The 25265-nt window shown below is 68.6% G+C and carries 24 protein-coding genes; 12 read left to right on the top strand and 12 right to left on the bottom strand.

Annotated elements, in window-relative coordinates; translation table 11 throughout:
- The first annotated feature begins 16 nt into the window (after positions 1-16).
- The 6 genes from MFF26_RS16805 to MFF26_RS16780 all read left to right on the top strand — a co-directional run bounded on the left by MFF26_RS16805 (position 17) and on the right by MFF26_RS16780 (position 5144).
- Positions 17-574, top strand: a complete 558-nt coding sequence (locus tag MFF26_RS16805; RefSeq protein WP_238308226.1) for an amino acid kinase family protein — start codon at positions 17-19, stop codon at positions 572-574.
- On the top strand, positions 571-2154 hold the full coding sequence (locus tag MFF26_RS16800; protein ID WP_238308225.1) for a DUF6513 domain-containing protein: 1584 nt from the start codon (positions 571-573) through the stop codon (positions 2152-2154). The genes MFF26_RS16805 and MFF26_RS16800 overlap by 4 nt, the downstream gene beginning before the upstream one ends.
- Before the next feature lie 9 nt (positions 2155-2163).
- On the top strand, positions 2164-2760 hold the full coding sequence (locus MFF26_RS16795) for a DUF447 domain-containing protein (RefSeq protein WP_238308224.1): 597 nt from the start codon (positions 2164-2166) through the stop codon (positions 2758-2760).
- Positions 2761-2783: 23 nt separating this feature from the next.
- A complete protein-coding gene (locus tag MFF26_RS16790; protein ID WP_238308223.1) occupies positions 2784-3320 on the top strand; it encodes an SRPBCC family protein in 537 nt (178 codons plus the stop codon).
- A gap of 139 nt (positions 3321-3459) precedes the next feature.
- Positions 3460-3990 (top strand): SRPBCC family protein, encoded by a 531-nt coding sequence (locus tag MFF26_RS16785; protein ID WP_137828441.1) that lies wholly within the window; start codon positions 3460-3462, stop codon positions 3988-3990.
- A gap of 29 nt (positions 3991-4019) precedes the next feature.
- On the top strand, positions 4020-5144 hold the full coding sequence (locus tag MFF26_RS16780; RefSeq protein ID WP_373324487.1) for a YncE family protein: 1125 nt from the start codon (positions 4020-4022) through the stop codon (positions 5142-5144).
- Between the two features lie 131 nt (positions 5145-5275).
- Here the strand turns inward: MFF26_RS16780 and MFF26_RS16775 are convergent, their stop codons facing one another.
- Positions 5276-5476: a hypothetical protein gene (locus tag MFF26_RS16775; RefSeq protein WP_137828439.1), complete on the bottom strand. Its 201-nt coding sequence runs from the start codon at positions 5474-5476 to the stop codon at positions 5276-5278.
- Positions 5477-5529: 53 nt separating this feature from the next.
- Positions 5530-6564, bottom strand: coding sequence for a hydantoinase/oxoprolinase family protein (locus MFF26_RS16770; RefSeq protein WP_137828438.1), 1035 nt, complete (start codon positions 6562-6564; stop codon positions 5530-5532).
- A gap of 3 nt (positions 6565-6567) precedes the next feature.
- Here MFF26_RS16770 and MFF26_RS16765 point away from each other — a divergent pair, with 3 nt between their 5' ends.
- A complete protein-coding gene (locus MFF26_RS16765) occupies positions 6568-7269 on the top strand; it encodes a HisA/HisF-related TIM barrel protein (protein ID WP_137828437.1) in 702 nt (233 codons plus the stop codon).
- 25 nt (positions 7270-7294) lie between these two features.
- On the opposite strand, the gene MFF26_RS16760 is transcribed toward MFF26_RS16765, so the two are convergent.
- The 3 genes from MFF26_RS16760 to MFF26_RS16750 form a co-directional block, all read right to left on the bottom strand.
- The gene (locus tag MFF26_RS16760; protein ID WP_238308221.1) at positions 7295-9313 is read right to left on the bottom strand and encodes a glycosyltransferase; all 2019 of its coding nucleotides are present in this window, start codon (positions 9311-9313) and stop codon (positions 7295-7297) included.
- Positions 9295-10530, bottom strand: a complete 1236-nt coding sequence (locus tag MFF26_RS16755; RefSeq protein ID WP_137828435.1) for an HlyD family secretion protein — start codon at positions 10528-10530, stop codon at positions 9295-9297. Before MFF26_RS16755 ends, MFF26_RS16760 begins: the two co-directional genes overlap by 19 nt.
- 485 nt (positions 10531-11015) lie before the next feature.
- On the bottom strand, positions 11016-11969 hold the full coding sequence (locus tag MFF26_RS16750) for a GlxA family transcriptional regulator (protein ID WP_238308220.1): 954 nt from the start codon (positions 11967-11969) through the stop codon (positions 11016-11018).
- Positions 11970-12212: 243 nt separating this feature from the next.
- Here MFF26_RS16750 and MFF26_RS16745 point away from each other — a divergent pair, with 243 nt between their 5' ends.
- The 3 genes from MFF26_RS16745 to MFF26_RS16735 all read left to right on the top strand — a co-directional run bounded on the left by MFF26_RS16745 (position 12213) and on the right by MFF26_RS16735 (position 15093).
- Positions 12213-13022 (top strand): SDR family NAD(P)-dependent oxidoreductase, encoded by an 810-nt coding sequence (locus tag MFF26_RS16745; RefSeq protein ID WP_137828433.1) that lies wholly within the window; start codon positions 12213-12215, stop codon positions 13020-13022.
- 15 nt (positions 13023-13037) lie between these two features.
- Positions 13038-13439 carry a tautomerase gene (locus MFF26_RS16740; RefSeq protein ID WP_137828432.1) on the top strand — a complete coding sequence of 134 codons (402 nt, stop codon included), beginning with the start codon at positions 13038-13040 and terminating at the stop codon, positions 13437-13439.
- Between the two features lie 523 nt (positions 13440-13962).
- Positions 13963-15093: an FAD-dependent oxidoreductase gene (locus MFF26_RS16735; RefSeq protein ID WP_137828431.1), complete on the top strand. Its 1131-nt coding sequence runs from the start codon at positions 13963-13965 to the stop codon at positions 15091-15093.
- Positions 15094-15400: 307 nt separating this feature from the next.
- Here MFF26_RS16735 and fae read toward each other — a convergent pair whose 3' ends face one another.
- From fae to MFF26_RS16700, 7 genes are all read right to left on the bottom strand, one after another.
- On the bottom strand, positions 15401-15913 hold the full coding sequence (gene fae, locus MFF26_RS16730) for a 5,6,7,8-tetrahydromethanopterin hydro-lyase (RefSeq protein WP_137828430.1): 513 nt from the start codon (positions 15911-15913) through the stop codon (positions 15401-15403).
- Between the two features lie 235 nt (positions 15914-16148).
- Entirely contained in the window at positions 16149-17000 is an 852-nt protein-coding gene (locus tag MFF26_RS16725; RefSeq protein WP_137828429.1) for a triphosphoribosyl-dephospho-CoA synthase, read from the bottom strand.
- Complete coding sequence (locus MFF26_RS16720; protein ID WP_137828428.1) at positions 16997-17911, bottom strand: ATP-grasp domain-containing protein; 915 nt, start codon at positions 17909-17911, stop codon at positions 16997-16999. Before MFF26_RS16720 ends, MFF26_RS16725 begins: the two co-directional genes overlap by 4 nt.
- Before the next feature lie 59 nt (positions 17912-17970).
- Positions 17971-18942 carry a methenyltetrahydromethanopterin cyclohydrolase gene (mch, locus tag MFF26_RS16715; protein ID WP_137828427.1) on the bottom strand — a complete coding sequence of 324 codons (972 nt, stop codon included), beginning with the start codon at positions 18940-18942 and terminating at the stop codon, positions 17971-17973.
- A complete protein-coding gene (locus MFF26_RS16710) occupies positions 18872-19996 on the bottom strand; it encodes an ATP-grasp domain-containing protein (RefSeq protein ID WP_137828426.1) in 1125 nt (374 codons plus the stop codon). Before MFF26_RS16710 ends, mch begins: the two co-directional genes overlap by 71 nt.
- 98 nt (positions 19997-20094) lie before the next feature.
- Positions 20095-20988 (bottom strand): NAD(P)-dependent methylenetetrahydromethanopterin dehydrogenase, encoded by an 894-nt coding sequence (mtdB, locus tag MFF26_RS16705; RefSeq protein WP_137828425.1) that lies wholly within the window; start codon positions 20986-20988, stop codon positions 20095-20097.
- Positions 20989-21099: 111 nt separating this feature from the next.
- Positions 21100-22083 carry a beta-ribofuranosylaminobenzene 5'-phosphate synthase family protein gene (locus tag MFF26_RS16700; RefSeq protein ID WP_238308219.1) on the bottom strand — a complete coding sequence of 328 codons (984 nt, stop codon included), beginning with the start codon at positions 22081-22083 and terminating at the stop codon, positions 21100-21102.
- Between the two features lie 452 nt (positions 22084-22535).
- Here MFF26_RS16700 and MFF26_RS16695 point away from each other — a divergent pair, with 452 nt between their 5' ends.
- Together MFF26_RS16695 and MFF26_RS16690 are read left to right on the top strand one after the other, a co-directional pair.
- On the top strand, positions 22536-23612 hold the full coding sequence (locus tag MFF26_RS16695) for a molybdopterin-binding domain-containing protein (protein WP_137828424.1): 1077 nt from the start codon (positions 22536-22538) through the stop codon (positions 23610-23612).
- Positions 23606-25252 carry a formylmethanofuran dehydrogenase subunit A gene (locus tag MFF26_RS16690; protein WP_238308218.1) on the top strand — a complete coding sequence of 549 codons (1647 nt, stop codon included), beginning with the start codon at positions 23606-23608 and terminating at the stop codon, positions 25250-25252. Before MFF26_RS16695 ends, MFF26_RS16690 begins: the two co-directional genes overlap by 7 nt.
- Positions 25253-25265 lie beyond the last annotated feature (13 nt).

The raw sequence follows: 25265 nt of genomic DNA, 5'->3' as shown, positions 1-25265 counted from the left end.
CGACGCTGCAGCGGAGGTGCACGTCGTCAAGATCGGCGGCAGCCTCGTCTCGGATCGCGAGCGCCTGCGTGCCATCCTCGCCGCGTGCGTGGTCGAGGGCCCCGTCGCGGTCGTCCCCGGCGGTGGCCCCTTCGCCGACGCGGTGCGCGCATCTCAGGCCGCCCTCGGCTTCGACGACGCCCTCGCCCATCGCCTCGCCCTCGACGCCATGGGCCGCATGGCCGAGATCTTCTGCAGTCTCGAACCGCGCCTGACCGCCACGGTCCGCCTTGAGGATCTCACGCGGGCCCTCAGGGAGGGTCGCTCCATCGTCTGGGACCCGGCCGCGCTGAAGGCGGGTTTCCCGGAAATCCCCGAGAGTTGGGAGGTCACGTCCGACAGCTTGGCGCTCTGGCTCGCAAGCCGGCTCGGCGCCAGCCGCTGCATCCTGGAGAAATCCGCGCCCGTGATCGCCACCGATGCGGCGGAGCTTGCCGCCGCCGGTGTGGTGGACGCCGCCTTCCCGCGCTTCGCCGCGGCCTTTGCCGGCGAGATCGTGGTGCGCGGCCCCTCCGCCCTGGGACAGGCCGCATGAGCGCGCCCGAACATCTCGTCTTCATCACCGGCAAGCTGGCCCATGCCCGCCTCGAAAAGGTCGCCGCGACCTTGCCGCCGGAGCGCTACGTCTGGTCGATTGCCGATGCCGGCGTGAAGGTCGCCGCCTTGATGACGGAAGAGATCATCAAGCGCCGCGTCCGGATGCCCGACGGGGCGACCCGCATCGTCCTGCCCGGACGCTGTCGGGCGAACCCGGAAGCGCTGAGCCTCCATTTTGGCCTGCCGGTGGAGCGGGGGCCGGACGAGGTGGTCGATCTGCCGGCCTATCTTGGGCTCACCGCCCGCAAGGTGGACCTCTCCCGCCACGAATTGCGCATCTTCTCCGAGATCGTCGATGCCTCGAAGATGACGCCCGAGCAGATCGTCGCGAAGGGCGTGGAACTGGCCCGCAAGGGCGCCGACGTGATCGATCTCGGAGGCCTGCCCGACACCGCCTTTCCCCATCTTGAGGAGAGCGTCCGCGGTCTGAAGGCCGCCGGTCTGACCGTCAGCGTCGATTCCTTCTCGCTGGACGAGCTGACCCGTGGGGCGAAGGCCGGGGCCGATTACCTGCTGAGTCTCAACGAGGAGACGCTCGACCTCGCCTTCGAGACCGACGCCGTGCCCGTCCTCGTGCCGATGCGTCCCGATGACCTGCCCTCGCTCGATCGCGCGATCGAGCGGATGGTGAAGGCGGGCAAGCCCTTCCTGGCGGATCCGATCCTGGAGCCGATCCATTTCGGCTTCGTCGATTCGATCGCCCGCTACCGCGACACCCGCGTCCGCTGGCCCGACATCGAGATGATGATGGGCACCGGCAACCTGACCGAACTCACCGAGGCCGACAGCCTCGGCGTCACGGCCCTGCTGGTGGGGATGTGCTCGGAGCTGGCGATCCGCAACGTTCTGATCGTGCAGGTCTCCAACCATACCCGCCGTACCGTCGAGGAGCACGACGCGGCTCGCCGGATCATGTACGCGGCCAAGGCCGACGCCGCCCTGCCGAAGGGCTACGGCCGGGAGCTCCTGGCCCTTCACGACAAGCGCCCCTTCGTGCAGACGCCCGACGAGATCGCGGCGCAGGCGGCGGATGTGCGCGATCCCAACTACCGCATCGCCGTGGCCGAGGACGGCATCCACGTCTTCAATCGCGACATTCATAAGACAGGCACCGATGCGATGGCGTTCTTCCCCGATCTGGGCGTGGAAAGCGACGGCGCCCACGCCTTTTATCTCGGGGGTGAACTGACCAAGGCCGAGACGGCGTTTCGCCTGGGCAAGCGCTACGTCCAGGACGAGCCGCTCGACTGGGGCTGCGCCGCCGATCGCGCCCAGGAGGATACCACGGCCTTCAAGCAGGCCGGGCCGACCAAGGGGGGCAACGCCGCCCATACGCGCCACAGCGGCCCTGCGGCGCCAGAAGCCGCGCAGGCGGCCGCGATCCCGCCGGAGCGCGATGCGCAGGCGCCCGAGATCGAGACCGGTACGGGTTCGGACGCGGCGCGCGACGCACTCAGCGAACCGCGCGGCGGGCGCATCGTCTGCGGACGGCTGGTGCCGGACGAGGAGCGAGGTTAGGAGCCGGCCATGCCGCTGATCCTCGAGACCGTCGTCACCACCCTTTCGGCCGAAGGCGCCATGCACCTCGTGCCGTTTGGCCTGATCCGCGACGGCGAGAATTTCGTGCTCGCGCCGTTCCGCCCCTCGCCCACCATCACGAATCTGGCCGAACGGCCCTATTTCTGCGCCTCCGCACCGAGCGACGTGCGGGTGATCGCGGGCATCGTCACCGGCCGCCGCGACTGGCCGGTGGTGGATTGCGACAGGATCCCCGGCAAACGCCTCGCGGATTGCTTCGGCCATGCCGAGTTCGAGGTCGCGTCCATCGCGGAGGACGAGACCCGCCCGCGCTACCGGGGCCGTATGGTCCACGCGCAGAGCCACGTGCCGTTCATCGGCTATAATCGGGCGCAGGCAGCCGTGATCGAGGCCGCCATCCTCTCGACGCGGCTTCACATGCTGGAACCCGAGAAGGTTCTGACGGAGATGGCCTACCACGCCATCGCCATCGAGAAGACGGCCGGCCCCGCCGAGCGCGAGGCCTGGGACTGGATCGAGGACAAGGTCGCCGCCGCCCTCGGGCGCAGCGAACGGGTTCTCAAGGACGTGGGCCGCCCCGCCTGATGGGGCAGGAGATGCTTTCCACGATGATGCGAACCGTCCTCCTGGCCGCCGCCGCGCTCGCCGCCATGGCCACCGCCGCCGATGCCCAGCACGCGCCGACCCGCCGCAAGGTGGTCGAGAGCGTGACGATCGCGGCGCCCGCCGACAAGGTCTGGACCGTCATAGGCAACCCCGCGGACGCCACCTGGATCGCGCATGTCACGGGGGCCGAGCGCGTGGCCGATGCGGCCAAGCCCACCTACCGTCTGACGCTCGACAACGGGCATGCCCTCGTCGAGGAAACCCGCAAGCTCGATGCGCAAGCGCGCAGCTTCGCCTATTACCTCACTCAGAACGACGTCGCGGACCTGCCGGCCAACGATTACTCGGCGACCCTCTCGGTCGTGCCCGAGGGCGAGGGGGCGGCGCGCGTCGAGTGGAAGGCCGCCTTCTATCGCGGCTACCCGAACAACGATCCCCCACCCGCCCTCAACGACGAGAATTCGGAGAAGGCGGTGCGGGACTGGATTCACGCCAGCCTGGAGAATCTCAAGGCGCGGCTTGAGAAGGGCGGTTCCTGAGGGGCTGCCCGACACGCCTGCACAAAATTCGCTGTGATGGCCTGCGCCGACCCCTGGCTAAGCCGTTGCGGCGGGCAATGTGTGGGGTGACACGTCGAGGACGCGCCGCCAACCGTGGCGCAGGGGAGGAGAAGAGACGATGCAGTTCAGGACGCTCGCCGCGGTCGCGGCTTTGGCGACGGTGACCTTCGCGGCCCAGGCCCATGGCCCGACCCGCCAGAAAGTCTCGGAATCGATCGAGATCAACGCCCCCGCCGACAAGGTCTGGCAGATCGTCGGCAATTTCCAGGACGGCAGCTGGATCCCGCCGGTGGAGAAGACCGAGGGTAAGGGCGGCAACGAGGTCAAGGCGACCCGTACGCTGACGCTCAAGGGCGGCGCCACGGTCGAGGAAGAGCTCGCCAAGTACGACGCCGAGAAGAAGACCTTCATGTACCGGATCACCAAGGTCGATCCGAAGACCCTCCCGGTGAACGACTACTCCTCCACCGTCGAGGTCGAGGGCAACGGCGACAAGACCAAGCTGACTTGGCGCGGCGCCTTCTATCGCGGCTACATGAACAACGATCCGCCGCCGGACCTCAACGACGAGGCTGCCAAGAGCGCCGTCAGCGGTCTCTACAAGGCGAGCCTCGAGAACGTGAAGAACAAGGCCGAGAAGGGTTCGTAGGGTCTCCGATGATGCAGGCGGCGCGCTCGATGGTCGTGATCGGACAGGCGTGCCGCCCCTCCCCTTCCCTCTTTGCGGGGAAGGGTGCCCCTCGGGGGATGTTGGGCAAGGGAGAACCCGGCGTCCCGGGGATGAGGGTCGAGGCTGGCCAAGCTGCACCGGTGCTCCCCTCGCCTGCGCATCCCGGGGGTACCCCGCTTCGCAGCAGGGGGACGATTTCTTGCTGGTTCGGCCTGTGCCTGCTTCTGTTCGCGGCCACCCCTGCCCCGGCCCAGGAAGCCATCGTCACGGCGCAGCTCGGCAACGCGGTGGAGATCGTGGATCTCGCCACCAAGAAAATCCTGCAATCGATTCCCGTCGCGGGCGCCCCGGCCGGCATCGCGCTCTCGCCTGACCGGACCCGCGCCTACATCACGCGGCCGGAGGGGCACGGCGTCACGGTGATCGACCTCGCCGCCCGAAAGGTCGTCTCCGAACTGGGCCTGCCCGGCGGCCCCCTCGGCATCGGCGTGAATCCCGTATCGGGCGAAGTCTACGTTGCCGATTGGTTCGGCGAGCGGGTGTTCGCCCTGCGCGCGACTGCGGACGGCTTGACGCTCGACGGGGAGATCGCAACCGGCAAGTCGCCCTCCGGCATCGCCGTGACTCCGGACGGGGCGACCCTGCTGGTGGCCAACCGCGAATCCGACTCGGTCTCGGTGATCGACGTGGCCTCGCGGACGGAGAGGCGGCGCATCGCGGTGGGGACCCACCCGTTCGGCCTGACGCTCGCGCCCGACGCCACCCGCGCCTACACCGCCAACGTCCTGTCCGACGACGTGTCGGCGATCGACATCGCCGCCGGCCGTGAGACCGGCCGGGTCAAGACGGGCCAGCGCCCCTACGTCATCGCCTTCGCCGGGCAGCGCGGCTTCGTCACCGACCAGTATTCGAACACCGTGACGGCGTTCGACCCCACCACGATGACGAAGCTCGGCACGATCGATGTCGGCGACCATCCGGAGGGAATCGCCGCGACGCGCGACGGGACGGTGATCGTCGTCGCCAATTGGGGCGACAACAGCTTGAGCCTGATCGACCCGTCGAGCCTCAAGATCACGGGCACGATCGAGACCGGCGACGGCCCGCGCGCGTTCGGGGATTTCTTGAGGTAGGCCCCTCCCGTCCAATCCCCTCATCCTGAGATGCCGCGAAGAGGCCTCGAAGGAGGGCTCCGCTTCCGCGGCGCATCCCAGGAAGAGTGTGAGCGGAAGACCGCTCGATCACGAACGCGAGGAAACGGCGCTCAGGCCGCCGCCGGCGGTTCGCCGGAATCACCCTCGGCGGGTGAGTTGAGGATGTCCTCCAACTCGTCCACGAGCCGGTCGACCTGATCTTCGCTGACCAGAACCCGGGTGGTGCGGCCGTCCTCGGTGACGAAGGCCAACTCGACATCCGGCCCGGTCCGGGTCGCCAGGATACGGGTGAGTTTCTGGGCTGCGCTCATTCTTCCCCTCTCCTCATTTCAGTTCCGGTAACGCGCGGGACGGGCGCCGTTCCTCACGCGATCAACCCCACGGCCACGGCCGGCCCGCAGGTCGACACCCATTCGCGTCCCGACGGGGGAATTCTTTCGGCGATGAGGTCGGTCAGCGGAAGCGGTTCCCGTCCGAGCCGGCGAGCCAAGCGCTCGGCGAGGAATCGGCCGGCGCCACAGACGACGAGGGGGGCATCCGGCGGTACATCCGGCCGGGACAGCAGCACCAACGCCGCATCGTGCAGGGGGCGCAACTGCGCCTCGGCGAACCATGCGGCGAGCGCCCGCCATTCCTGCGCGCTGCCCTCCCCCCGATCCCGGCCGACCATGCGGGCGAGGCGGGTCTCGGTCTCGGCGAGCGATTTGCCCTTGAGATCGGCGCTGTGCTGCTGGTCGGCGCCGTCGGGCAGGTCGCCGGTCAGGCGGTGAATGTCGGCAGCCGTGGCGAAGGTCTCGGCCATCAGGGCGGTGCGCCGGCCACGCCAGGGGGCGTGGGTCGCGAAGGCCAGGATCGGGGTCCGCACGACGCCGGTATAGACGAGTTCGCCCGCCTCCAGTCGCTCGGCATCGCTGTAGCCCGTGGCGGCCGGATTCCCGCCGACGATCGGGATCAGGTCGGCGGTGGTTGAGCCGATATCGATGAGAAGAGCATCGGGCCGGCAGCGACCGACGAGGGCGGCGGTGGCGTGCCAATTGGCGGAGGCGATCCTGTCTGAAATGTCCCCCGCATTCGCGGGAGAAACGAAGCCGGCGCTGCCGGCATAGATGCGCACACGGCCTGTCAGCGTCGCGGCGGCCCAGTCCGAGAGCTTCCGGACACCGTCGGCACGGTCCGCGAAGCAATCGGTCAGTTCGCCCGTCATGGTGACGGCGTGGTCGGCCTCGCCCCGCGCCCAATCGGGCAATTCCGAGAACGTCTTGTCCAGAGCCGGAACGCCGCGCCAGAGCGGGCAAGCCGCCTGCACCGCCTCGATCACGCGGCCATCTTCGACGAGTGCCGCCTTGACATGCACCCCGCCGAGATCCCACCCGACGATCCTGCTCTTGGTCCGGTTCACGCGATGTCTCACGCTCTCAAGGCTCGGGCGGCGCCGTTCCGGCTCGTACCGGTGATCGACCTGCGCCGCGGCGTGGTGGTGCGCGCCCGTGCGGGCGAGCGCGATGCCTATGCCCCGATCGTCACCCCCTTGGCCAGGGGTTCGGCTCCGGCCGACATCGCCCGCGGCCTCCTCGACGCGGTAGCCGCCGACACGCTCTACGTGGCCGACCTCGACGCGATCATGGATGGCACGGCGCCCGACCGGGCCAGCCTGGAGGCCGTCGCCCGTGCCTGTCCCGGCGTCGGGCTGTGGGTCGATGCCGGATTTGCCGACGCGGACGGGGTCGAGCGGTTCCTCGGCATGGGGCTCGGCCGGCCGGTGATCGGCAGCGAGAGCCAGCGCGACGAAAGCCTCGTGCGGATGCTGGGCAATCGCGCCGTCCTCTCCCTCGACAGCCGGGGCGACGAGCGGCTGGGGCCGGACGGGCTGCACGACGATGTCGGCGCGTGGCCCGATGAGGTCATCGTGATGACGCTGGCCCGCGTCGGCACCGGCACCGGCCCGGATCTCACTCGGATCGCGCAGGCGGTGGATCGGGCGGGAGACCGATCGATCTTCGCGGCGGGCGGCGTGCGCGGGCCGCAGGATGTGGCGCGCCTGACGGAAGCCGGCGCTGCCGGTGCCCTGGTGGCCTCAGCCATCCATGACGGTACGCTGCGATGAAGGCCCGCTCAGAAGGGATCTCGGCTCAGGCCGGATCGTAGGTACGGGAGCGTCCGAAAAGGCGGCTCCAAAGCCCCCCGAAAATCGCCGACTTGTCGATGCCGTCGATGTCCTGCGAGTACTGGCCTGTGTAGAGCCGGACGATCATCGCATCGCGGCAGGCCCCTCCGAGCGCGTAGGAGAAGCTGATGCAGGCCGGCCTGCGACGCGTGCCGGGCGCCATGCCTTCGACCCTGGCTTCGAGATGCGGAAAGCGCTCCATCTCGATCCAGATCCGGTCGCCCGCGCGCAGGCCGGGGTCGATCGGGAACGCCGCGACACCCCGATCGAGCGAAAGGCTGACGATCCGGGCGGAGAGAGCCTGTTCGGAGGCGACGATCCGCGCCGGCTCATCGGTTGCGAAACTGTCGAGAAGCGGACGGGACTTCTCGAAACAGATCAGCGCCGCGACCAGGAGGACAAGAATATTGAGCGCGGCCCAGTAGGCCGAGACGAGCGAGAATTCGCTGTCGCCGATGCGCGACCATTCGGGCACGATGTTGATGACGAGGCCGAGGGCGGTGACGGCGATCCAGAAGGCGATCGAGAAGAAGGTATAGGCGTCGAAGGCATTCTCCTCGTTGCCGGAGCCTTTCGGCGTGACGCGGAACGGCACACCGAAGGGCTTGATCACGCTGGAGACCACCACGGGCAGCATGCGGAACGTCGCGAAGGTGCCCACGGCGCTCGACACCAGGGGCAGATAGCGGGTCGGGGTCAGCCAGCCCATCAGAAGAAAGTAGGCCGCGACGACGGGCAATTGATAAGAGACGATGTCCTGCGTGCCGGTGATGAAGAGGGGTGCGGCGCCAGTCCAGAGATAGACTGCCGGAACCACGAGAATGATGAACCGCGTCGTATATTGCATCAGCCATGACAGCGGCAGGAACATCACCCGCTGAAACAGGGTCAGGCCCGGTCCACGCAGCGGCCCGTTATGCAGATAGATTGTCTGGATGCCGCCGCGGCACCAGCGGCCCCGCTGGACGAAATATCCCTTCAGATTTTCCGCGGCGAGGCCCATCGACAGGCGCTCGTTCAGGTAACGGGTCTTGTATCCCCGGTTCAGCATGGCGAGGGTCGTGAGCAGATCCTCGGTGATCGAGTCGTGCGGGAAGCCCCCGATCACATCCAGGGCCGCACGGCGGGCGATCGAGCAGGAGCCGCAGCAGAAGCTTACGTCCCAAGCGTCGCGGCTCGCCGCCATCTCGTCGAAGAACAGCCGTTGCTCGTCGGGCCAAACCTTCTCGAGCGAGAGGTTCGACTGGACCGGATCCTTGTTGAAGAAGTGCTGCGGGGTCTGAACGATCCCGATCGTCGGATCGGTGAAGAAGGGCAGCGTACGGCGCAGAAAATTGCGGTACGGAACGAAGTCGGCGTCGAAAATCGCAATGAAATCACCCGACGACACCTTCAGACCATTGTTCATATTACCGGCTTTGGCGTGGGAATTATCCGGCCTTGTGACGTGGATGGCGCCCTTTTCCTCGCAATACGTCTTGAGCCAATCGCGTCGCTTGTCGTCGAGGACGTAGACCGTGAATTTGTCCCGCGGATAGTCGAGCGCGAGAGCGCCGATGATCGTCCGCTCCAGCACGTCGAGCGGCTCATTGTAAGTCGGGATGAAGACGTCGACCGTCGGCAACTCCTCCGTCGGGCGCGCGAAAAAACTCTTCTCTCGGCGGTTCGCCTCGGCGCTCCGGTCGACGGAACGGCTCATCACGACGAGGAAGTGCAGGATGTCGGCGAAGGCACCGAGTTCCACGCAGAACACGGTCCAGGTCCAGATGAACGCGAAGCTCCCGTCGGCCGGATGCGGCAGCACGGTGTAGAAGAACCGCCAGAGGAGATACCGAATGGCCACCGCGAGCACGAAGGCGCAGGCGATCGCGCGGGACCAACTTCGCTGCCGCGGCCAGTTCGTGATGAAGACGAGAAAGACGGCTGCGACCACCAGGGTCGGAGCCATCGGTCCGAGCTCCAATTCTAGGAGATACTGAACCACAGGCTCTTCACCCAATTGACGAGAGGCAGCGCTGCAGCCGATCGCGCGAACCGAACCTGCACGGTGCGCCCGACATGGCAGAAGTTCTCGTAGTCGGTGTGCATCGGGTTCTGGTCGAGGCTGACCCGGATGCGGGCGTTCTTGCCCCGGCTCTTCGGCGGCATGGCCGCAAGCGTCACTTCCTCGACCGCCGCGCTCGATCCCCGGACGGAGATGACCCGTCCCGCGATCACCTCCGAGGTGCCGAGCAGGCGCACCTCCGCCGGATCGCCGGGCCTGATCTCATCGTAATCGACCTCGTCGAGCAGGATGTCGACGAAGAGGTCACGGCAGTCGAGCAGACGCGTCAGCTCGTTGCCGACCACGACATTCGATCCGCCCACGACGTTGTTGCGCCAGATCACGCCGCGGAACGGAAGGCGGATGGACGCACTCGACAATCGATCGTTCCGGCTGCGCTCAATCATGAGCTGCCGTTCCAGAAGTTGGACGCGGGCCCGCTCGATCTTGGCCTGGGCCTCGACATTGGCGAGCTGGATCGTGACTTCATCGCCGCGCTGCTGCGAATAGGGCACGTCGTTGCGCCCCTCGCCGACGAAGGTCCCGCGCTTCAAGGCATCGAGCTGCTGATGCAGACGGTCGAGTTCGGCCTTCGCAATCGTTCCCTCATTGCCCGAGGCGATGGCCGCGGCCCGAGCAGCCTCGACCGAGCTGTTGGCGACCACTCCGGAGACACCCAGTGTCTGCTTGCGACTGAGATCGGCCTCTGCCGAGACGCGGTTGGCCTGAGCCGTGCTGATCCGCTGCTGGCGGATGATGATTTCCTGCTGGATACTTTGCAGACTTGCCCTCTGGTAGTCACCGAGCCGCGCGGCGAGTTCCGCCTTGAGGGAAGCGAGCAATCCCAACTGCGCTTCGAGGGCCTTCAGGCGCTCGCGCGCAGCGCCGAGATCGGCATCGAGCTGCGCTTCGGCCGTGCGGGCGATGCGATCGTTGCTGATCTGGAAGAGTTCGGAATCCTCGCTCAAGGCCGTCCCGACCTTCGGTGGCGTATCGGACACGACCCCCTCGATCGGCGCCGACACCACCGCGAAGCGCGCGTTCACGGTGCCGTCGAGACTCGTATAGCCGGTCAGGCCCGGCAGCATCACGAGGACAGCGATAGCTAGAAGCGCCAGCCCAACAAGAATGCGGACAATACGCGTGTTCCAGAACATGCCACATCATCCTCATACAGTTCCACAGCGTCCTGTCAGCTCAGGCTATTCGCCCGAGCACGTGGGATGAGATTCTTGATATGCATTCGCGTAAACCTTCAACGCGCCGGTTGGTATCCTTTGGCTCGCACAATGGTTGCATGTTTCTTAACGGCGGCTCGGCTGCCGACGCGGGGGGTAGCCCACCGAGGATCACGGCAAGCCCCGCCATGGCGCGTTCGGGCCGGCGGCTTGTACGCGGGCAGGGGCACGCTGCGCGTGCCGGAACGTCGACGTTCCGCTGTTCCGCGCGGAAGTGAAAGACGACCTGCGGGCGGTCTAAGGTCATGAGGTTCCAACCCGATCGGCGAAAGCCGATCGAATTGATCGCGCGACGGACGGCTCAGAGTTCGGTTGCGGACGTTCGGCAGGCTCGCGGCGAATGTCCGCTCCGAGCCTCACCCCAATGCGATGGATTTTTGCAAACGAGTTTCTCGGCGACGGTATTACGGCTCGGTGGATGCCAACGCCCCGCGGGCATTGCGGCGGATCACCTGGGGCGGTTGCCCGAAGGCGCGCAAGAACGCGCGCCGCATCCGATTGCGATCGGCGAATCCCGTCTGATCGGCAACGACGTCGATCGGATGCCGACTGCTCTCCATCATCACCCGCGCAGCCTCGACGCGCAGGTTTTCGATCGCCTTGGCCGGCGATTGGCCAGTTTCAGCATGGAACACGCGGCTGAACTGCCGAGGGCTCAGATGCGCCGCGCCCGCCAACTCCTCGACCGTCAGCGGCTTGTGCAGGTTTCGTTTGGCGTAAGTCAGGGCGGACTGGATGCGGTCCGATTTCGGTTCGAGATCGAGCAGGGCCGAGAACTGCGACTGCCCGCCGGCGCGACGGTGGTAGAGCACGAGCTTCTTGGCGATCGCCTGGGCGACGTCGTGGCCTAGATCGTCCTCGATCAGGGCTAGCGCCAAGTCGATGCCGGCGCTCATGCCGGCCGAGGTCCAGATCGGCCCGTCGTTGATGAAGATGCGGTCCATGTCCACCGTGCTGTCCGGACACTGCGCCTGCAGCTCGCGGGCATGCATCCAATGCGTCGTCACACGTCGGCCTGCGAGGAGACCGGCTTCGCCGAGGACGAAGGATCCGGTGCAGATCGCGGTCACGCGTCGCGCCCGCGGCGCCGCTTCTCGGATCAGCGAGAGCAGCCCTGAGGTGGAGGGAAGGACGGACGTGCCCCCGCCGACGACCAGGGTATCGAACGCCGCTTCGCCGAAGGGCTCCGTCTCCACGCTCATGCCGGCCGAAGTGCGGATCGGCCCGCCGTGCTCCGAGATGAAGCGGATGTCGTAGGGCGCCTGCTCATCGGCCAAGTTGGCGAGCTCGAAGGCGGGCACGGCCGCCAGCCCCATGATCGAGAGGCCGGGGAAGATGACGAAGCCGACGCGCTGCATGCTGATTCCATACGTCCTAAAACGACGCATATATGACATTTGCGTCATGACGGGTCAAAGATAGCCTGCACTCATCGGAAGCCGGCCCCAGCCAGAACGGGGGAAGGCGGATGATCGACGATGTCCGGTCGCACGGCCCAGAGCGGCGCGACCGGCATCCGGCGATGGCGCAACGGCGACCTTTGCCCCTTGGGACACCTGCCCCCTGCGCGGATCGGATCAACGGGCACACGGAGAGAAGCGATGAGTGAGCAGGACAAGGGCGTCGCGGTGATCACCGGCGCCTCGGCGGGCATCGGCGCGATCTATGCCGATCGCCTGGCGAGACGTGGCTATGACCTCGTGCTGGTCGCCCGCAATGAGGAGCGCCTCCGCGCCTTGGCCGATCGTCTGACCCGGGAAACGGGGCGAAAGGTTGAGCCGTTCAAGGCCGATCTTGGCCGCAAGGAGGATCTCGCTCGGCTCGAAGCGCGCCTGCGCGACGATTCGAGCATCACCATGCTGGTCAACAACGCCGGCATCGGCTCCGTCGCCTCGATCCTCAAGGCGGACATCGACGCGATGGAGGCGATGATCTTCCTCAATATCACCGCGCTCACCCGGCTCACCTACGCGGTCGCTCCGGCTTTCGCGGCGCGCGGCGCGGGTACGATCATCAACATCTCGTCCGTCGTCGGCGTCGCGGTCGAGATGCTGAACGGCGTCTACAGCGCTTCGAAGTCCTTCGTGCTCAGCTTCGGCCACACGTTGCAGAGGGATCTGGCTGACAAAGGCGTGCGCGTTCAGACCGTGCTGCCCGGCGCGACGGCGACCGAGTTCTGGGATGTAGCCGGCTATGCGGCCCAGAAGACCTCATCGGTCACGATGTCGGCCGCCGATCTGGTGGATGCGGCGCTCGCGGGCCTCGATCAGGGCGAACGCGTCACCATCCCGGGCCTGCAGGACGTCGAGGATTGGGAGCGCTGGGAGGAAGGTCGACGTTCCATCAGCCCGAAATTCAACAACGCCAAGCCGTCGCTCCGCTACGGCCTCACCCCAGCCAGCGCGGCCTGACGCGGAACGCAAACGATGCCGTACCTCCAGCTCGACACGCCCTTCGCATGCTCGCCCGACGCCAAGCGGCGTTTGGCCAAGCGCCTCGGCGACATCTACGCGCGGGAGATGCAGGCCGACATCAACCGGGTGACGGTCGCGATCCGGGTGCTGGGCGAGGACGGGATCTGGCGCTGCAGCCGGGACGAGCCTCGGCCGGCCGGCCTGCTGATGTGCGACATCCGCCGGGGGCGCCCGTCGGAGCAGCGCGCAGAACTGGCCCGCCTGCTGCTCGAAGCCTGCCGGGACATTCTCGGTTTTGGCGACGACAATCTCAATCTCGAGTTCACGCAGCACGCGGGGGACGAGATGTATCACCCCATGCTGGGTGGTCTGAGCGACGAATGGAACGCGAGCGAAGACGCGCCCCGTTCATGATCGCATCGGCCTCGGCCTGTGGCCTCCTCGCGGAATTGCCTCGCTTCAAAGGAACGGGTGCGGGTGGATAGGCATGCGAGAACCGGGAGCTTCCACGTTCCCGGAAAGCTTCTGCCGAATGGAAACCCGACGGCCCCATCGCCCGTCTTCCGTCGAGTGCGGGAGCGCGCACGGGCCATTTCACAGGACCGAACAAAATCGAAAGCCATCCTTCTCGCGGTCACGGTGATGAGTTTCGACGCGACCGTCATGCGCTGATCGACCTGATCGCGTGACGGACTGCTCAGCGCTGAATCCGGTGCTCTTCGGCTGCCGTGAGCCGGGCCGTTGCCGAAACGGGGGGCCGGGGGTAACCTCGGCGATGTCGCGAAAAACGGCCGCCCCGAGGCGGTCGAATACACGTCATCCACGCCGTTCAGGTGGTTTGACCAGCGTCTCCGAAAGCAACCGCCCGACGATCTCGGGCAACCGTGGTGCTCGGCACTGAGCGGTGCTGATCGCGTACGGTCGCAGGAGCGCAGCCATGCGACACGCAATCCTGATCCTCGGCGCTGGCCTCGGCGGCCTCGTCCTCGCCCGGATCCTTCACCTCCACGGGATCACGGCAACAATCTATGAGGCCGAGCCATCGGCCGATGCGAGGGCCCAGGGCGGCTTGCTCGACATCCACGAGCGGACCGGACAGGTCGCCTTGCGGGACGCTGGACTCCACGACGCGTTCCTCCGCCTCGTGCGACCCGGCGAAGACGCCAAGCGCGTCGTCGATGCGCGTGGAACCACTCTCCTCGAAAGGCTTGGCGACGCGGCCGGTGGTCGGCCCGAAATCGATCGCGGCGATCTGCGCCGGTTTCTCATCGCCTCACTTCCCAAGGGGACGATCCGGTGGGACCATCGAGCCGTCGCGGTCATGGGATGCGGCGATGGGCAGCACGCCGTGACCTTCACGAACGGCGCGACGGTCACAGCCGACCTTCTCGTAGGCGCAGACGGCGCGTGGTCGAAGGTCCGCCCCCGGCTCTCGGCGGCCTTGCCCGCCTATTCGGGCGTCTCGTTCGTCGAGACACGAATCCATCACGGCGACGCATGCCTCAAGGCCAGCGCGGATGCGGTCGGCGTTGGCACACTCATGGCTGTGGCGCCGGGTCAGGGCATTCTGGTTCACAGGCATGCGGACGGAGCCCTACAAACCTACACGGCACTGGACAGGCCTGAACCCTGGTTCGACGCCATCCCCGTCCGTGATGGGAAGGCCCTCCTGGCCCGTGTCGCGACGGAGTTCTCCGGCTGGGCGCCACACCTGACCGCCCTCATCACGACCACCGACGTCGCGCCCGTCCTTCGCCCGATCCACGCGCTACCGGTCGGTCACCGCTGGGAGCATGTTCCGGGCCTGACCCTGCTGGGCGACGCGGCGCACCTGATGTCGCCGTTCGCCGGCGAGGGGGCGAATCTCGCGCTCTACGACGGAGCGGATCTCGCCAGAGCCATCGTCGCGACACCCGACGATCTCGATACGGCGCTCCGCGCATACGAGCGCGAGCTGTTCCCCCGCAGCGCCGCGATCGCGGCGATATCGGCGCAGAACCTTACCCGGTTCTTCGGGGTCGACGCACCGCACAGCGTCGTCGCGATGTTCGGGCCGAGACCGGCATGAGCATCCGCTTCGGGACTCGAAACCCGTCCCGCGTCCAGCCAGGCGAAGGAGGGTCTGCTGCGCGGGCTTCACGTCACGGGTGCCACCCTGCGCCGCTCGCTGCGGACGGGGGGCCCGACGAAGCCGCGCGGACGGCCGACAGTCGGAGGCCGGCAGACCGATGAGGCGCTGGCGTCTCACCGCACAAAAAGAAAGGGACGGCCGAAGCCGTCCCAATCCATCAACGTCCGAGGAAGATCGAAGCCAGTCGCTGGAGCAGGCCCCGCGGTGCGGGCGGAGGCTCGCTCTGCCCAGGACTGTGTCCGATCTAAGCGTTGGCGGCGAAGGGGTGGGTCGCCGACTTGCGCTGCTCGGTCACGGCCGAAGCCTTCGGCTCGCCGTTCACGGCGCGCTGGATCGAGAGCTTGGTGGCCTCGTAGTTGTACTTCTGGATCTTGGCGTCGTCGGCCGCTTCCCAGTGGATGAACACGCCGACGAGCACGAACACGTCGTCAGCCTCATCCGCCGGGATGATGCCTTCGGCGACCGCATCCTGCACCGCCATGGCGACGCCGTGCTGGGCCGGGCCGAACATCTGGACGGCCTGACGGGCGTCGTTGATGGTAACCTTGTTGAACATCAGCGTGTTCGGCTTGCACGGCAGGTTCGGCGCGATCACGGCGAGCAGGCTGGTGAAGCCATGCTTGTTGTTGATCAGGCCGTTCGCGAAGGCCGTCTCGGCGGCCGAGCCGCGCGGGCCGATGATGAGGTCGATGTGGGCGACCTCGTTGCCGTCGCCGACGAGGGCCTCACCGACCTGAAGCTTGTTGATCTTTGCCATTCGGGGTCTCTCCCTGCATTCCTGAAAAAAGGCCCGCCCTGAGAGGAGGCGGGGCCGGAAGCCATCCTTGTTCGCGGCGCCCGGCAGGGGGCCGAGCCGGTTAGCCCGGATAGCGGGGCGGACCCTACAGCGGGCCTTTGCGCCGAACAACCCGCGCAAGAGCCTGAAATCGGCGATTTTTTGGACCGGCCGGGTCCTTGACGGGACGGGATTTCGTTCCTTTACGGGCGCGGGATCAGATCCGCTCGTCGCGAGCCGCGAGCAGGGCATCGAGGAACAGCGTCGCAACGGTGAAATCCGCGCTCGTTCCCGGATTGAGGCCGTCGGCCTTCAGGGCGCTGTCGTAATCGAGCAGGGCCGCGACGGGTTGTTCGGCGAGGTCGAGCCCGGCGAGGCGGGTCGCGGCCTCCGCCCGCACGGCCTCCGCGCGTTCGGCCCCGTGCTTGCGGGCGATGTGGCTGTCGGGAACCGTCGTAAGATAGGCCAGATGGACGGCCGTCGTCGTCCAGGGCGCGACAAGTCCCCGCCCCCGAGCCATAGCGAGCGCTGGGAGCCCGATCGCGAACAGATCACGGAAGCCGTCGGTATAGGCGCGGGCGATGCGGTCGCGCGGGGCGGCCTCGGCCATTGCCTCCGACAGCGACGGGACGGAAGCCGTCTCGGTGACGTCGTGGCGCGCGGCCTTGCCGAGGCCGCCGGGATTGGCCCGGCGGATCGCGGCAAAGACATCGGCCGCGTCCGACGCATCGAACTCGCTGAGGACCGTCGAGAGGCCCTCCGCCAACGTCCCACCGGCCTCCGCGGCGCGGGCCAGCGGCGCACAGAGGAGCAGGATGCCGAGATTGGTGTTCTGGCCGACGGCCGCGATCGTCGCCTCCACGCCGCCGCGCACCCGTGCGCCGACCCGGGCACCCGGCGCCGCGAGCAGGGGGGCCGACACGTCGGCACTGGTGACGAAATCGGCCGTCACCATGCGGTGGCCGGAGGCATAGGCGTGAACGTTGCCGGGCTTGAGCGCGTCGAGTTCGGCGAGACAGGCGGCCCGATAGAGATCGGCCACCGTCGCGGCGGGCAATCCCGCCCTCATCCGAGGGCCGAGACGAGGCGCGGCGGGCGGGCGGCGCGGACCGCGTTGAGGAAGCCGCGGGCGACCGCGCCGGCGATATCGACCTCGGTGACCTGCTGGAGCCCCGACCAGGCCGGCATGGAATTGACCTCGAGTACGAGGAAGCCGCCCTCCCCGTCCTCGACGAGGTCGATGCCGGTATAGTCGACGCCGACCGCGGCGGCGGCGGCTTCGGCGAGTTCGGCGGCGCGGGCCGGTACGTCCCAGGCATGGGGCCGACCGCCGCGATGGACGTTGGTGATCCAGCCATCGCCCTCGCGGATCATGCCGGCGATGGCCCGGCCTTCGCAGACGAAGACGCGGTAGTCGCGCCACAGCCCGTCGCTGCGCGGCACGTAGCGTTGGAGATAATAGACGCCGCTGACCGCCTCAGGGATCGGCAGGTCGTCCGGCGTCTCCAGCAGCATCAGCCCCTCGCCCTGCGAGCCGAACAGGGGCTTGAGAACGATCGGCCGGCCGGGTCGGGCCTCGCGGGCGACGATCTCGGCGGCGGCTTCGCGCTTCGAGACCACGAAGGTGTCGGGAGTGGGCAGGCCGGCGCGGGCGATCAGCAGCGAGGTCGCCGCCTTGTCCACCGAGCGCTCGATGGCCACCGGCCCGTTCCAGACGGTGACGCCCGAGGCGACCAAGGCGTGGAGCACGCCGAGCCGCATGGTGGTCGCCTCGAAGGTGCCGCCCGCGATGGTGCGCAGGAGGACGCCGTCGGGCAAGCCGTCCGCGAAGCCCGGCACCTGCAGCGGCTCGCCACCGCCGGTCACGACGGCCACGTCGGCGAGCGAGAACAGCACCGGCTCGACGCCGAGCGAGCGCAGCGCCGCACGCAGGCGCGCCTTGTGCCAATTGCCGTTATCGGCCGCGAGCCCGATGCGCATGGATTCTTCCGTTTTTTTCCCTCCCCCGCGGAGGAGGAGGGTTCTTTGGCGCTTGCGCTCTACGCGAACGAGGCCTCGACCAGCTGCGGCTCCAGCCGGCCGCCACGAAACGTCTTGCCGGTCTTGACCGAGGTCACGATCGCCTCGGCCGGCGAGAACAGGGCACCGTCGATCTTGTAGAAGTCGCCGTTCACCCGCGAGAAGATTTCGGCGAAGGGGGCGCCGTGATCCGCCGAGGTGGTGGAGGGCAGCTGCTCGGCGAGCTGCTTGGCATCGGCATCGTCGGCATCGACGAAGAGCTGCACCCGGCCGCCATAGATGATGGCGTCGTTGGTGCGGCCCATCGCCTGGATGAAGTCCGGGTGCTGCGGCGAGAGCGGCGCCGAACCGATGCCGTCGAGGATGCGGTGGAGGTCGAAGCCCACCGTGTGGGCCTTGTGCAGGGCCACTTCGAGAACGCGGGCGACCACCTGGGTCGCGCCCGCCAGGCTCTGGGTCGGGGCGTAGATGAAGGTGACGTTCTCCGCCGCGATGCCGGTGGCGGCGGCGACCTTCTGAACGACCGAGGCCGGGGGGGCGCTGGCGGATTCCAGCACCAGGGCGGTCTTCGTCGCGTTGTCGCGGTAATTCAGCTCCTTGTAGAGTTCCTCCACCACGGCCACCGCGCGGCCGGGCCCGGAGCCGAGGGCGAAGAAGCCGGAATCGCCCTCCTCATCGGCGAGGCTCCAGCCGGCATACTGGCTGCCGAGGCAGGCGAGCACCGGGTCGGACGAGTGGACGACGACGCTGTAGGGCCAGGAGGCGATCGGTCCGGTCGGGGCGATCGACACGGTGCCGAGGCCGCCCAGGCAGATCTCGGCGATGCGCCGACCCGCCTCGATCGATCCGCGGGCATTGGCGCCGGCATCGACCGTGCGCGCTCCGTTCTCCTGTGCGACGACGAGCCGGAGCTTGGCCGCATCAGCGACGAGGCTCTCGACCAGCGGTCCCGCCAGCGCGTTGAGGCTCGGGACGGTCGTGTTGGAACTCATGCCTGTTCTCCGTGTCGTCGAGGCGAGCGCGTAGCGCATCGGCCCGCACCCGCAAATTCCTTTTGACCGTCGCCGCGTCTGGCCCGGTCGCCGTCACCGTGCAGAGCGGAGCGTCGCGCCCCACCCGGCTACCGGCCCGCGGTCGGTCATGGACATGGGCCGGCCAGTCGAGCGGCGGCAAAGCCGCGTATCCCCGCGCCGCGTAACAGATCTCGGCGCCGACCGCATCCGGCGGCGAGGGTTCCGGCGCCGCCATGCATCCGAGGCTCGCCTCGATATGCGCCAAGAACAGGGGCGTCGGGCGCCGGTCCAGAACGTCGAGGGTGGCGCCGGGGCGCGGATTGATCTCGAGGAGCCACCAGCCTTCACCCTCGACCAGCAGATCGGCGCTGGCCAGACCCGCGAGGCCCGTGGCGGCCACGATCCGGCCGACGGCCTCCGTCACCGCCTCGCGGAGAGCGGGGGCGACCGGCTCGGCCTCGTCCCGGCCCCGTGCCAGGGCACCGCCGTAGCGGAACGGCCGCAGCCGCGAGGGCGCCTGCCACTGTTCCGTCAGGGCCAAAGCGGCGATGCGCCGGCCGTCGGCCAGAAAGTTGAGGGCGAAGGCTCGGCCGGGCATGCGGGCCTGGAGATAATGTCCGGGCGGGGCGGTACCGGTGGCGCTGACGCGAATATGCGAGCCGCCGCAGCCCCCCGCGCGCTTGAGGAGCCACGCGCTCCGCTCCGCCACGGGGCCGGCACGGAGCGGTGGGTGCGGGATGGCGAGGCGCGCGCACAGGGCGGCGAAGCCGGCCGGATCCTTCAGGGCCGCGATCGATGCGGCCGACGCACCGAGAAGCGGGAAACGGGCCGCGATATCCGCGATCAGATCCGGTGCGCCCTCGAAGCCGCTGCCGAGAACGATGCCGAACACCCCACCCGCCGTTTCAGCCAGCGCGGCGAGCCCGGAGAGCACGGCGTCGCGGTCGCGTCGGCCGGCGCCGAAGCGGCCGGGCAACGGACGATGGGCTTCGGCGAGGGCCAGAGTATCCTCGTCGCCGAACAGATCGAGCACGTAGGGCTTCAGCCCGGCCCGCCGGGCCGCCTGGGCCAGCGCTCGGCCGGACTGGGCGGCGATCAGGACCGCGCCGCCCTCGACGATGCGGGGCGCGGTCAGCCGGCGATCTCGACGGCGAGGGTGTAGGCGTCGCGGAAATCGAGGCAGAGCGGCTGGTCGGCCTCCAGCATCTTGCGGAACAGCCGGCACTGGGTCTGATACTTGACGTTTCCGACGGCCAGCGCACCGATGCCGACGCCCTTGCCGACCGGCAGGGGGACGTCCTTGGCATTCACGTCGATGCCGGCGATGCCGGCGGGCGGCACGGCGTTCACGTCGGAGGCGACCAGGAGCTTCGGCGCCGATTCGAGATCCTCGGCGGTCAGGATCGGGATGCCGGCGGGACCGGCCGAGAGGATCACGTCGGCATCGGTGATGGCCGCGCGGCGGGCTTCCGGCAGCGTGCCGTCGACCGCGCCGACATCGATGCCGAAGCGCCACTTCATGGTGAAGGCGATCTTGGAGACGCGCTCCTCGCCATCATGGCCCACCAGCACGGTCTTCGCGCCTTCGAGCGCGCCGATCACCGCCGCGACATAGGCGACCACGCCGGCGCCGCCGAAGATGACGATGCGCTTGCCCTTGAGATCGGTGCCGAACTTCGCCTTCAGCGCCCGGTTCACTTCGGCCACCATCGCCGCGCCGGTGGTGAAGGAGCCGGCCGGATCGGCGAAGACGTGGTTGGCGAAGGGCGGCACGAAGGCCTTCTTGGCGCGATCGACCATGTCGAGGGCCGTCTCGGCGTTCTTGCCGCCGATGAAGATGCCGGTGCGCACGCCGTCCTGCGGGGCGCGGGAGAAGATCGAATCCTGGGTGAGCGAGACCACGTCGGCGAGATCGACGCCCGTATAGGTGATCAGGGTCTCGAAGCCGGCATCGACCGCCATGTTCACGTCGAACGGGCTCATATGCTTGAGCGGCGTCAGCATGTGCAGGATCGAGCGGGTCATGGTGTTCGTCTCCCGTGATCGCGGTCCCGCGGGACCGCCTCAGGTGCAAAGCCGATCGGACCCGTGCTGGTCAAGCGCAGGTTTATCGAAACCGGTCTTAGCGAAAAAAATCTAAAGATCGGTCACCGAGGCGCCACCGTTGCGCCCGGAGGCGATGACGAAGCGCAAGCGACCCGGGCGTTCCAGGGCCCCGACCAGCCGTTCCGCCTCGGCCTGCGACGGCATCAGCGCGAAGCCGGTGGGCCCCCAGGAACTCTGGCCGTAGCCCCGCACGCCGCTCTGCGCGACCGCCGCCAGCGCCTCGGCCACGGCGGGGCTGGCGTAGCGGCCGCCCTGATGGGGGGCGAAATGATCGCCGACGCGCTTCTGAATCTCGGTGATTCCGGCGCCGAACCCGTCCGGCTCCGCCGTCGCCGCGGCGGGCAGGATCTGCATCAGCACGATCCGGCAGATCTCCGCCGCCTGAGCCGCGTCGAAGGGGGGGAGGTCGCGGAATGCTTCCGTCTCGTGCGAGCCATGCACACCCGTCATGGCTTCGTCGAGCATCAGCACCACACGCCAAGCCTCGGGATAGGGCAACCGCGCGATGACCGGAGGCGGCGCGCCGGACCCGTCGCGACCGCCATCGACGATTAGCCCCCCCTCGGTGAAAGCGGCGAGTCCGACACCGGAGCGATTGCCGCGGTCGAGCACGTCGGCGAAATCGGCCGGGGCGAAGGGCTTCCCGTTGAGGCGCGCGAGCGCGGCGGCGACCGCGAGGGCGAGCTGCGTGCCCGAGCCGAACCCGGCATGGGGCGGAATCGCCTCCTCGACTTCCACCGCCACCGTGTCCGGCACGTCGAGATAGGCGGAGGCCGCCAGCAGATTGGCCCGAACCCGCTCGGCCTCGGGACCGCTCGCGGCGACGCGCTTGGCCGGACGCGCCACGAGCTGGATCGCGGGCGCGTCGAGGGCGAGGCCGATGCTGCCGAAGCGGCGCCCGAGGCCGCCATTGAGGTCGAGGAAGCCGAAATGCAGGCGCGCCGGAGCGCGGACGCGGACACCCGTGGCGGTTCGGGTCGCGGTCTCACCCGTGCGTTGAGGGACCTCGGCCACCGTCGCTTTCCCCTCTGAAGATATCGGGCCGGAAAACGAGCCTTCCGCGATGCGGCGGCGGCGGGCGGCCTGTCCCGGCGGGCGGCTTGTCCCATGCTGCGGGGCCCGCGACAACCTCGAAGGCGCGGGACGTCCGAGTGCCGAGAATGCGGCGTCGGGGTTGGGCCGCGCCGCCCGCGTCATGCGCGCAGGGTAGGAATGGTGCGGGATGGGCCGGAAATCCTGGGCCGGAACCGCGACGGGACTTGCGGGCTCGGTTTCAGGGATGCAAAACCACCTCGCTCCTTCCCGGAGCCGGTCCGAGCATCTGCCCATCGCCTGTCGCAGGCACGGGACATCGAGGCTCCACCAAGGGCGTCCTCTCCGGCGTCCCTCGGACACGGCCGTCTTTCGCCCCGCCGCCCGTCCTTCGGGTATCGCGGGGATGCCCGAAGAAACGACGGTGAGGAATCATGGCAGCCTGGGTGAAGGGGGGCGCGGCGGATGTGGACGCGGCGGTGGCGGCCGCTGCCGACCTGCTGGCCGCCGCACGCGTGCCGGTGCTGGCCGGCCTGAACGCGGATGTCGCGGGCCTGCGGGCGGCCTATCGGCTCGCCGAGACGCTCGGCGCCTCGCTCGATCCGGTCGCCGGCAACAGCATCTATGCCGAGCTCGGTGCGCTCAGTGCGGGCGGCGCCATGACGACGACCCGTGCCGAGACCGAGGCCCGCGCGGACGTGGTGCTGATCCTGGGCAATCGCCCCTGGGACGGCGACCTGATCGCCGAGATCGCCGCCGCTCCGATCCGCCGCGGCCGGGCGGCCGGCTCGGAGCGCGCCCTGCTCTCGTTGGGTGGTCCGCAGAACGGGGCGATCCGCCACGTCGCCTACGGCGCCGACGAGGGTGGCCTCGCCGTCTCGCTCGGACATCTGCGCGCCTTCGCCAAGGGGCATCTCGCCGGCGAGGCTGCCTTCGCCGACCTCGCCCGGCGCCTGTTCACGGCCCAGTACGGCGTCGTGATCTACGATGCGGAAGAGGTCGGCGAGATCGGCGTGGAGATGCTCCAGGGCCTGATCCGCGATCTCAACGAGAGCACCCGCTTCTTCAGCCTGCCCCTCGCCGACCCGTTCCAGGGCCGCGCCGCGGTGCAGCTCTCCGCCTGGACCACAGGTCAGGCGCCCCGGGTCGGCTTCGGCCGCTCTCTGCCCGAGCACGATCCCTGGCGCTTCGACAGCGCCCGCCAGATCGCCTCCGGCGAGGCGGATGCCGCGCTCTGGCTCGCAGCCCTTCCCGCGCCGCGCCCCGACTGGCTCGGCAAGCTCCCCACGATCGCCATCGTCGGCGAAGGTTCGACGGAGGCCGCGGGCGAGACCGCGGAGATCGTCATCACCGTCGGCGTGCCGGGCGAGACCGTCGGCGGCGCGCTCTGGAACCAGCGGCGCGGCGTCATCGCCTACGCGGACGCGACCGCCCCATCCGAGGCCGAGACCGCCGCGGGCGTGCTCGCCCGCATCCGCGACCGCCTCATCGAGAAGGGTGTCTCATGCTGACCCGTATCCATGGCGGACGGGTGGTCGATCCGACCGCCGGGCGCGACGGCGTCGGCGACGTGTGGATCGAGGATGGCCGCATCGTCGCCCCCTCGGACCGCGCGCCCGACGAGACCATCGATGCCACCGGCTGCGTCGTGATGGCCGGCGGCGTCGAGGTTCACTCCCACATCGCGGGCGGCAACGTGGTGATGAGCCGCCTGCTCCTGCCCGACCTCTACGTCAGCGAATCCGCGCCCAACGGCCATCCCTTCGCCCATGCCGGCGGCTCGGGCAGCTGGGTCGGTGCGAACTACGCCCGGATGGGCTACACCACCGCGGTCGAGCCGGCGCTTCCGCCCTCGAACGCGCTGGCGACCCATCTGGAACTCGCCGACATTCCGCTGCTCGACCGCGGCGGCCTCGCGGTGCTCGGCAACGACGACCACCTGCTCCAACTCCTGCGCGACGGCGAGGGCAAGGCGGCGGTGCGCGATCTGGTGCAGCAGACGCTGGCCCATTCCCGGGGCCTGGGGGTCAAGTGCATCAATGCGGGCGGCGCCTCGGCCTTCAAGGACGGCGTCCTCAAGCTTAGCCTGGACGACGAGATCCCCTGCTACGGTCTCTCGACGCGCAAGATCATGTCGGCGCTGCTCGATGCGGTCGAGGAGATCGGCGTGCCGCATCCGCTGCATGTCCACTGCAACAATCTCGGCCTTCCCGGTGCCGACGACTCGCTCGTCGCGACGCTGGAGGCGGCGGAGGGCCGGCGCATCCACTTCGCCCATGCCCAATTCTACGCCTACGGCGTCGCCGATCCCGAAAACCCGATGACCGGCGGCTTCCGCTCGGCGGCCGAGCGGATCAACGCGGCGATGGAGGCCCACCCGAACGCGACCTACGACGTCGGTCAGGTGGTGTTCGGCCAGACCGTGACGATCTCCCTCGACATCCTGCGCCAGTTCGGCGGCCGCAAAGGCGCCAAGCCGAAGAAGTGGGTGCTCACGGCGGGCGATGCCGAGGGCGGCGGCGTGGTGCCGTTCCTCTACCGGCCGCGCGGCCCGGTTTCGTCGCTGCAATGGGCGATCGGCCTGGAGCTGATGCTCCTGTCGTCGAACCCCGAGCGCACCATCCTGACGACCGACCACCCGAATGGCGGCGTCTTCACCGAGTATCCGCGCATCATCCACCTGCTGATGGATGCCGAGGAGCGGGCGAAGGAGATCGCGACGCTGCCGGCCGTCGTCGGCGAGCGCTCCGGCCTGCCCAAGATCGAGCGCGAGTACAGCTTGAGCGAGATCGCCCAGCTGACCCGCTCGGGCCCGGCCAAGCTCCTCGGGCTGACCGACCGTGGCCATCTGCGCGAGGGCGCCAAGGCGGATATCGCCGTCTATCGCGATCAGAAGGATCGCACGGCGATGTTCTCCCACGCCAAACTGGTGCTCAAGGACGGCCGTCGCATCGTCGAGGACGGCGAGGTCGTGGCCTGGATCTCCGGCAAGACGCTGTCGCTCGATGTCGAGGCCGATGCCGGCATGGAAAAGCGCGCCGAGAGCTACCTGCAGGACCGCTTCGGCGCCGGACTCGACACCTTCGCGGTGCCGGACGCTGCGTTCCCGGAAAACACCGGGACGTTCGAAGACGTGGCATGCCGGGCGTGAGGGAACTGAACTG

The sequence above is a fragment of the Methylorubrum suomiense genome, from assembly GCF_022179765.1.
Classification (GTDB): Bacteria; Pseudomonadota; Alphaproteobacteria; order Rhizobiales; family Beijerinckiaceae; genus Methylobacterium; species Methylobacterium suomiense.
This window is presented reverse-complemented; position numbering and strand designations above follow the sequence as displayed.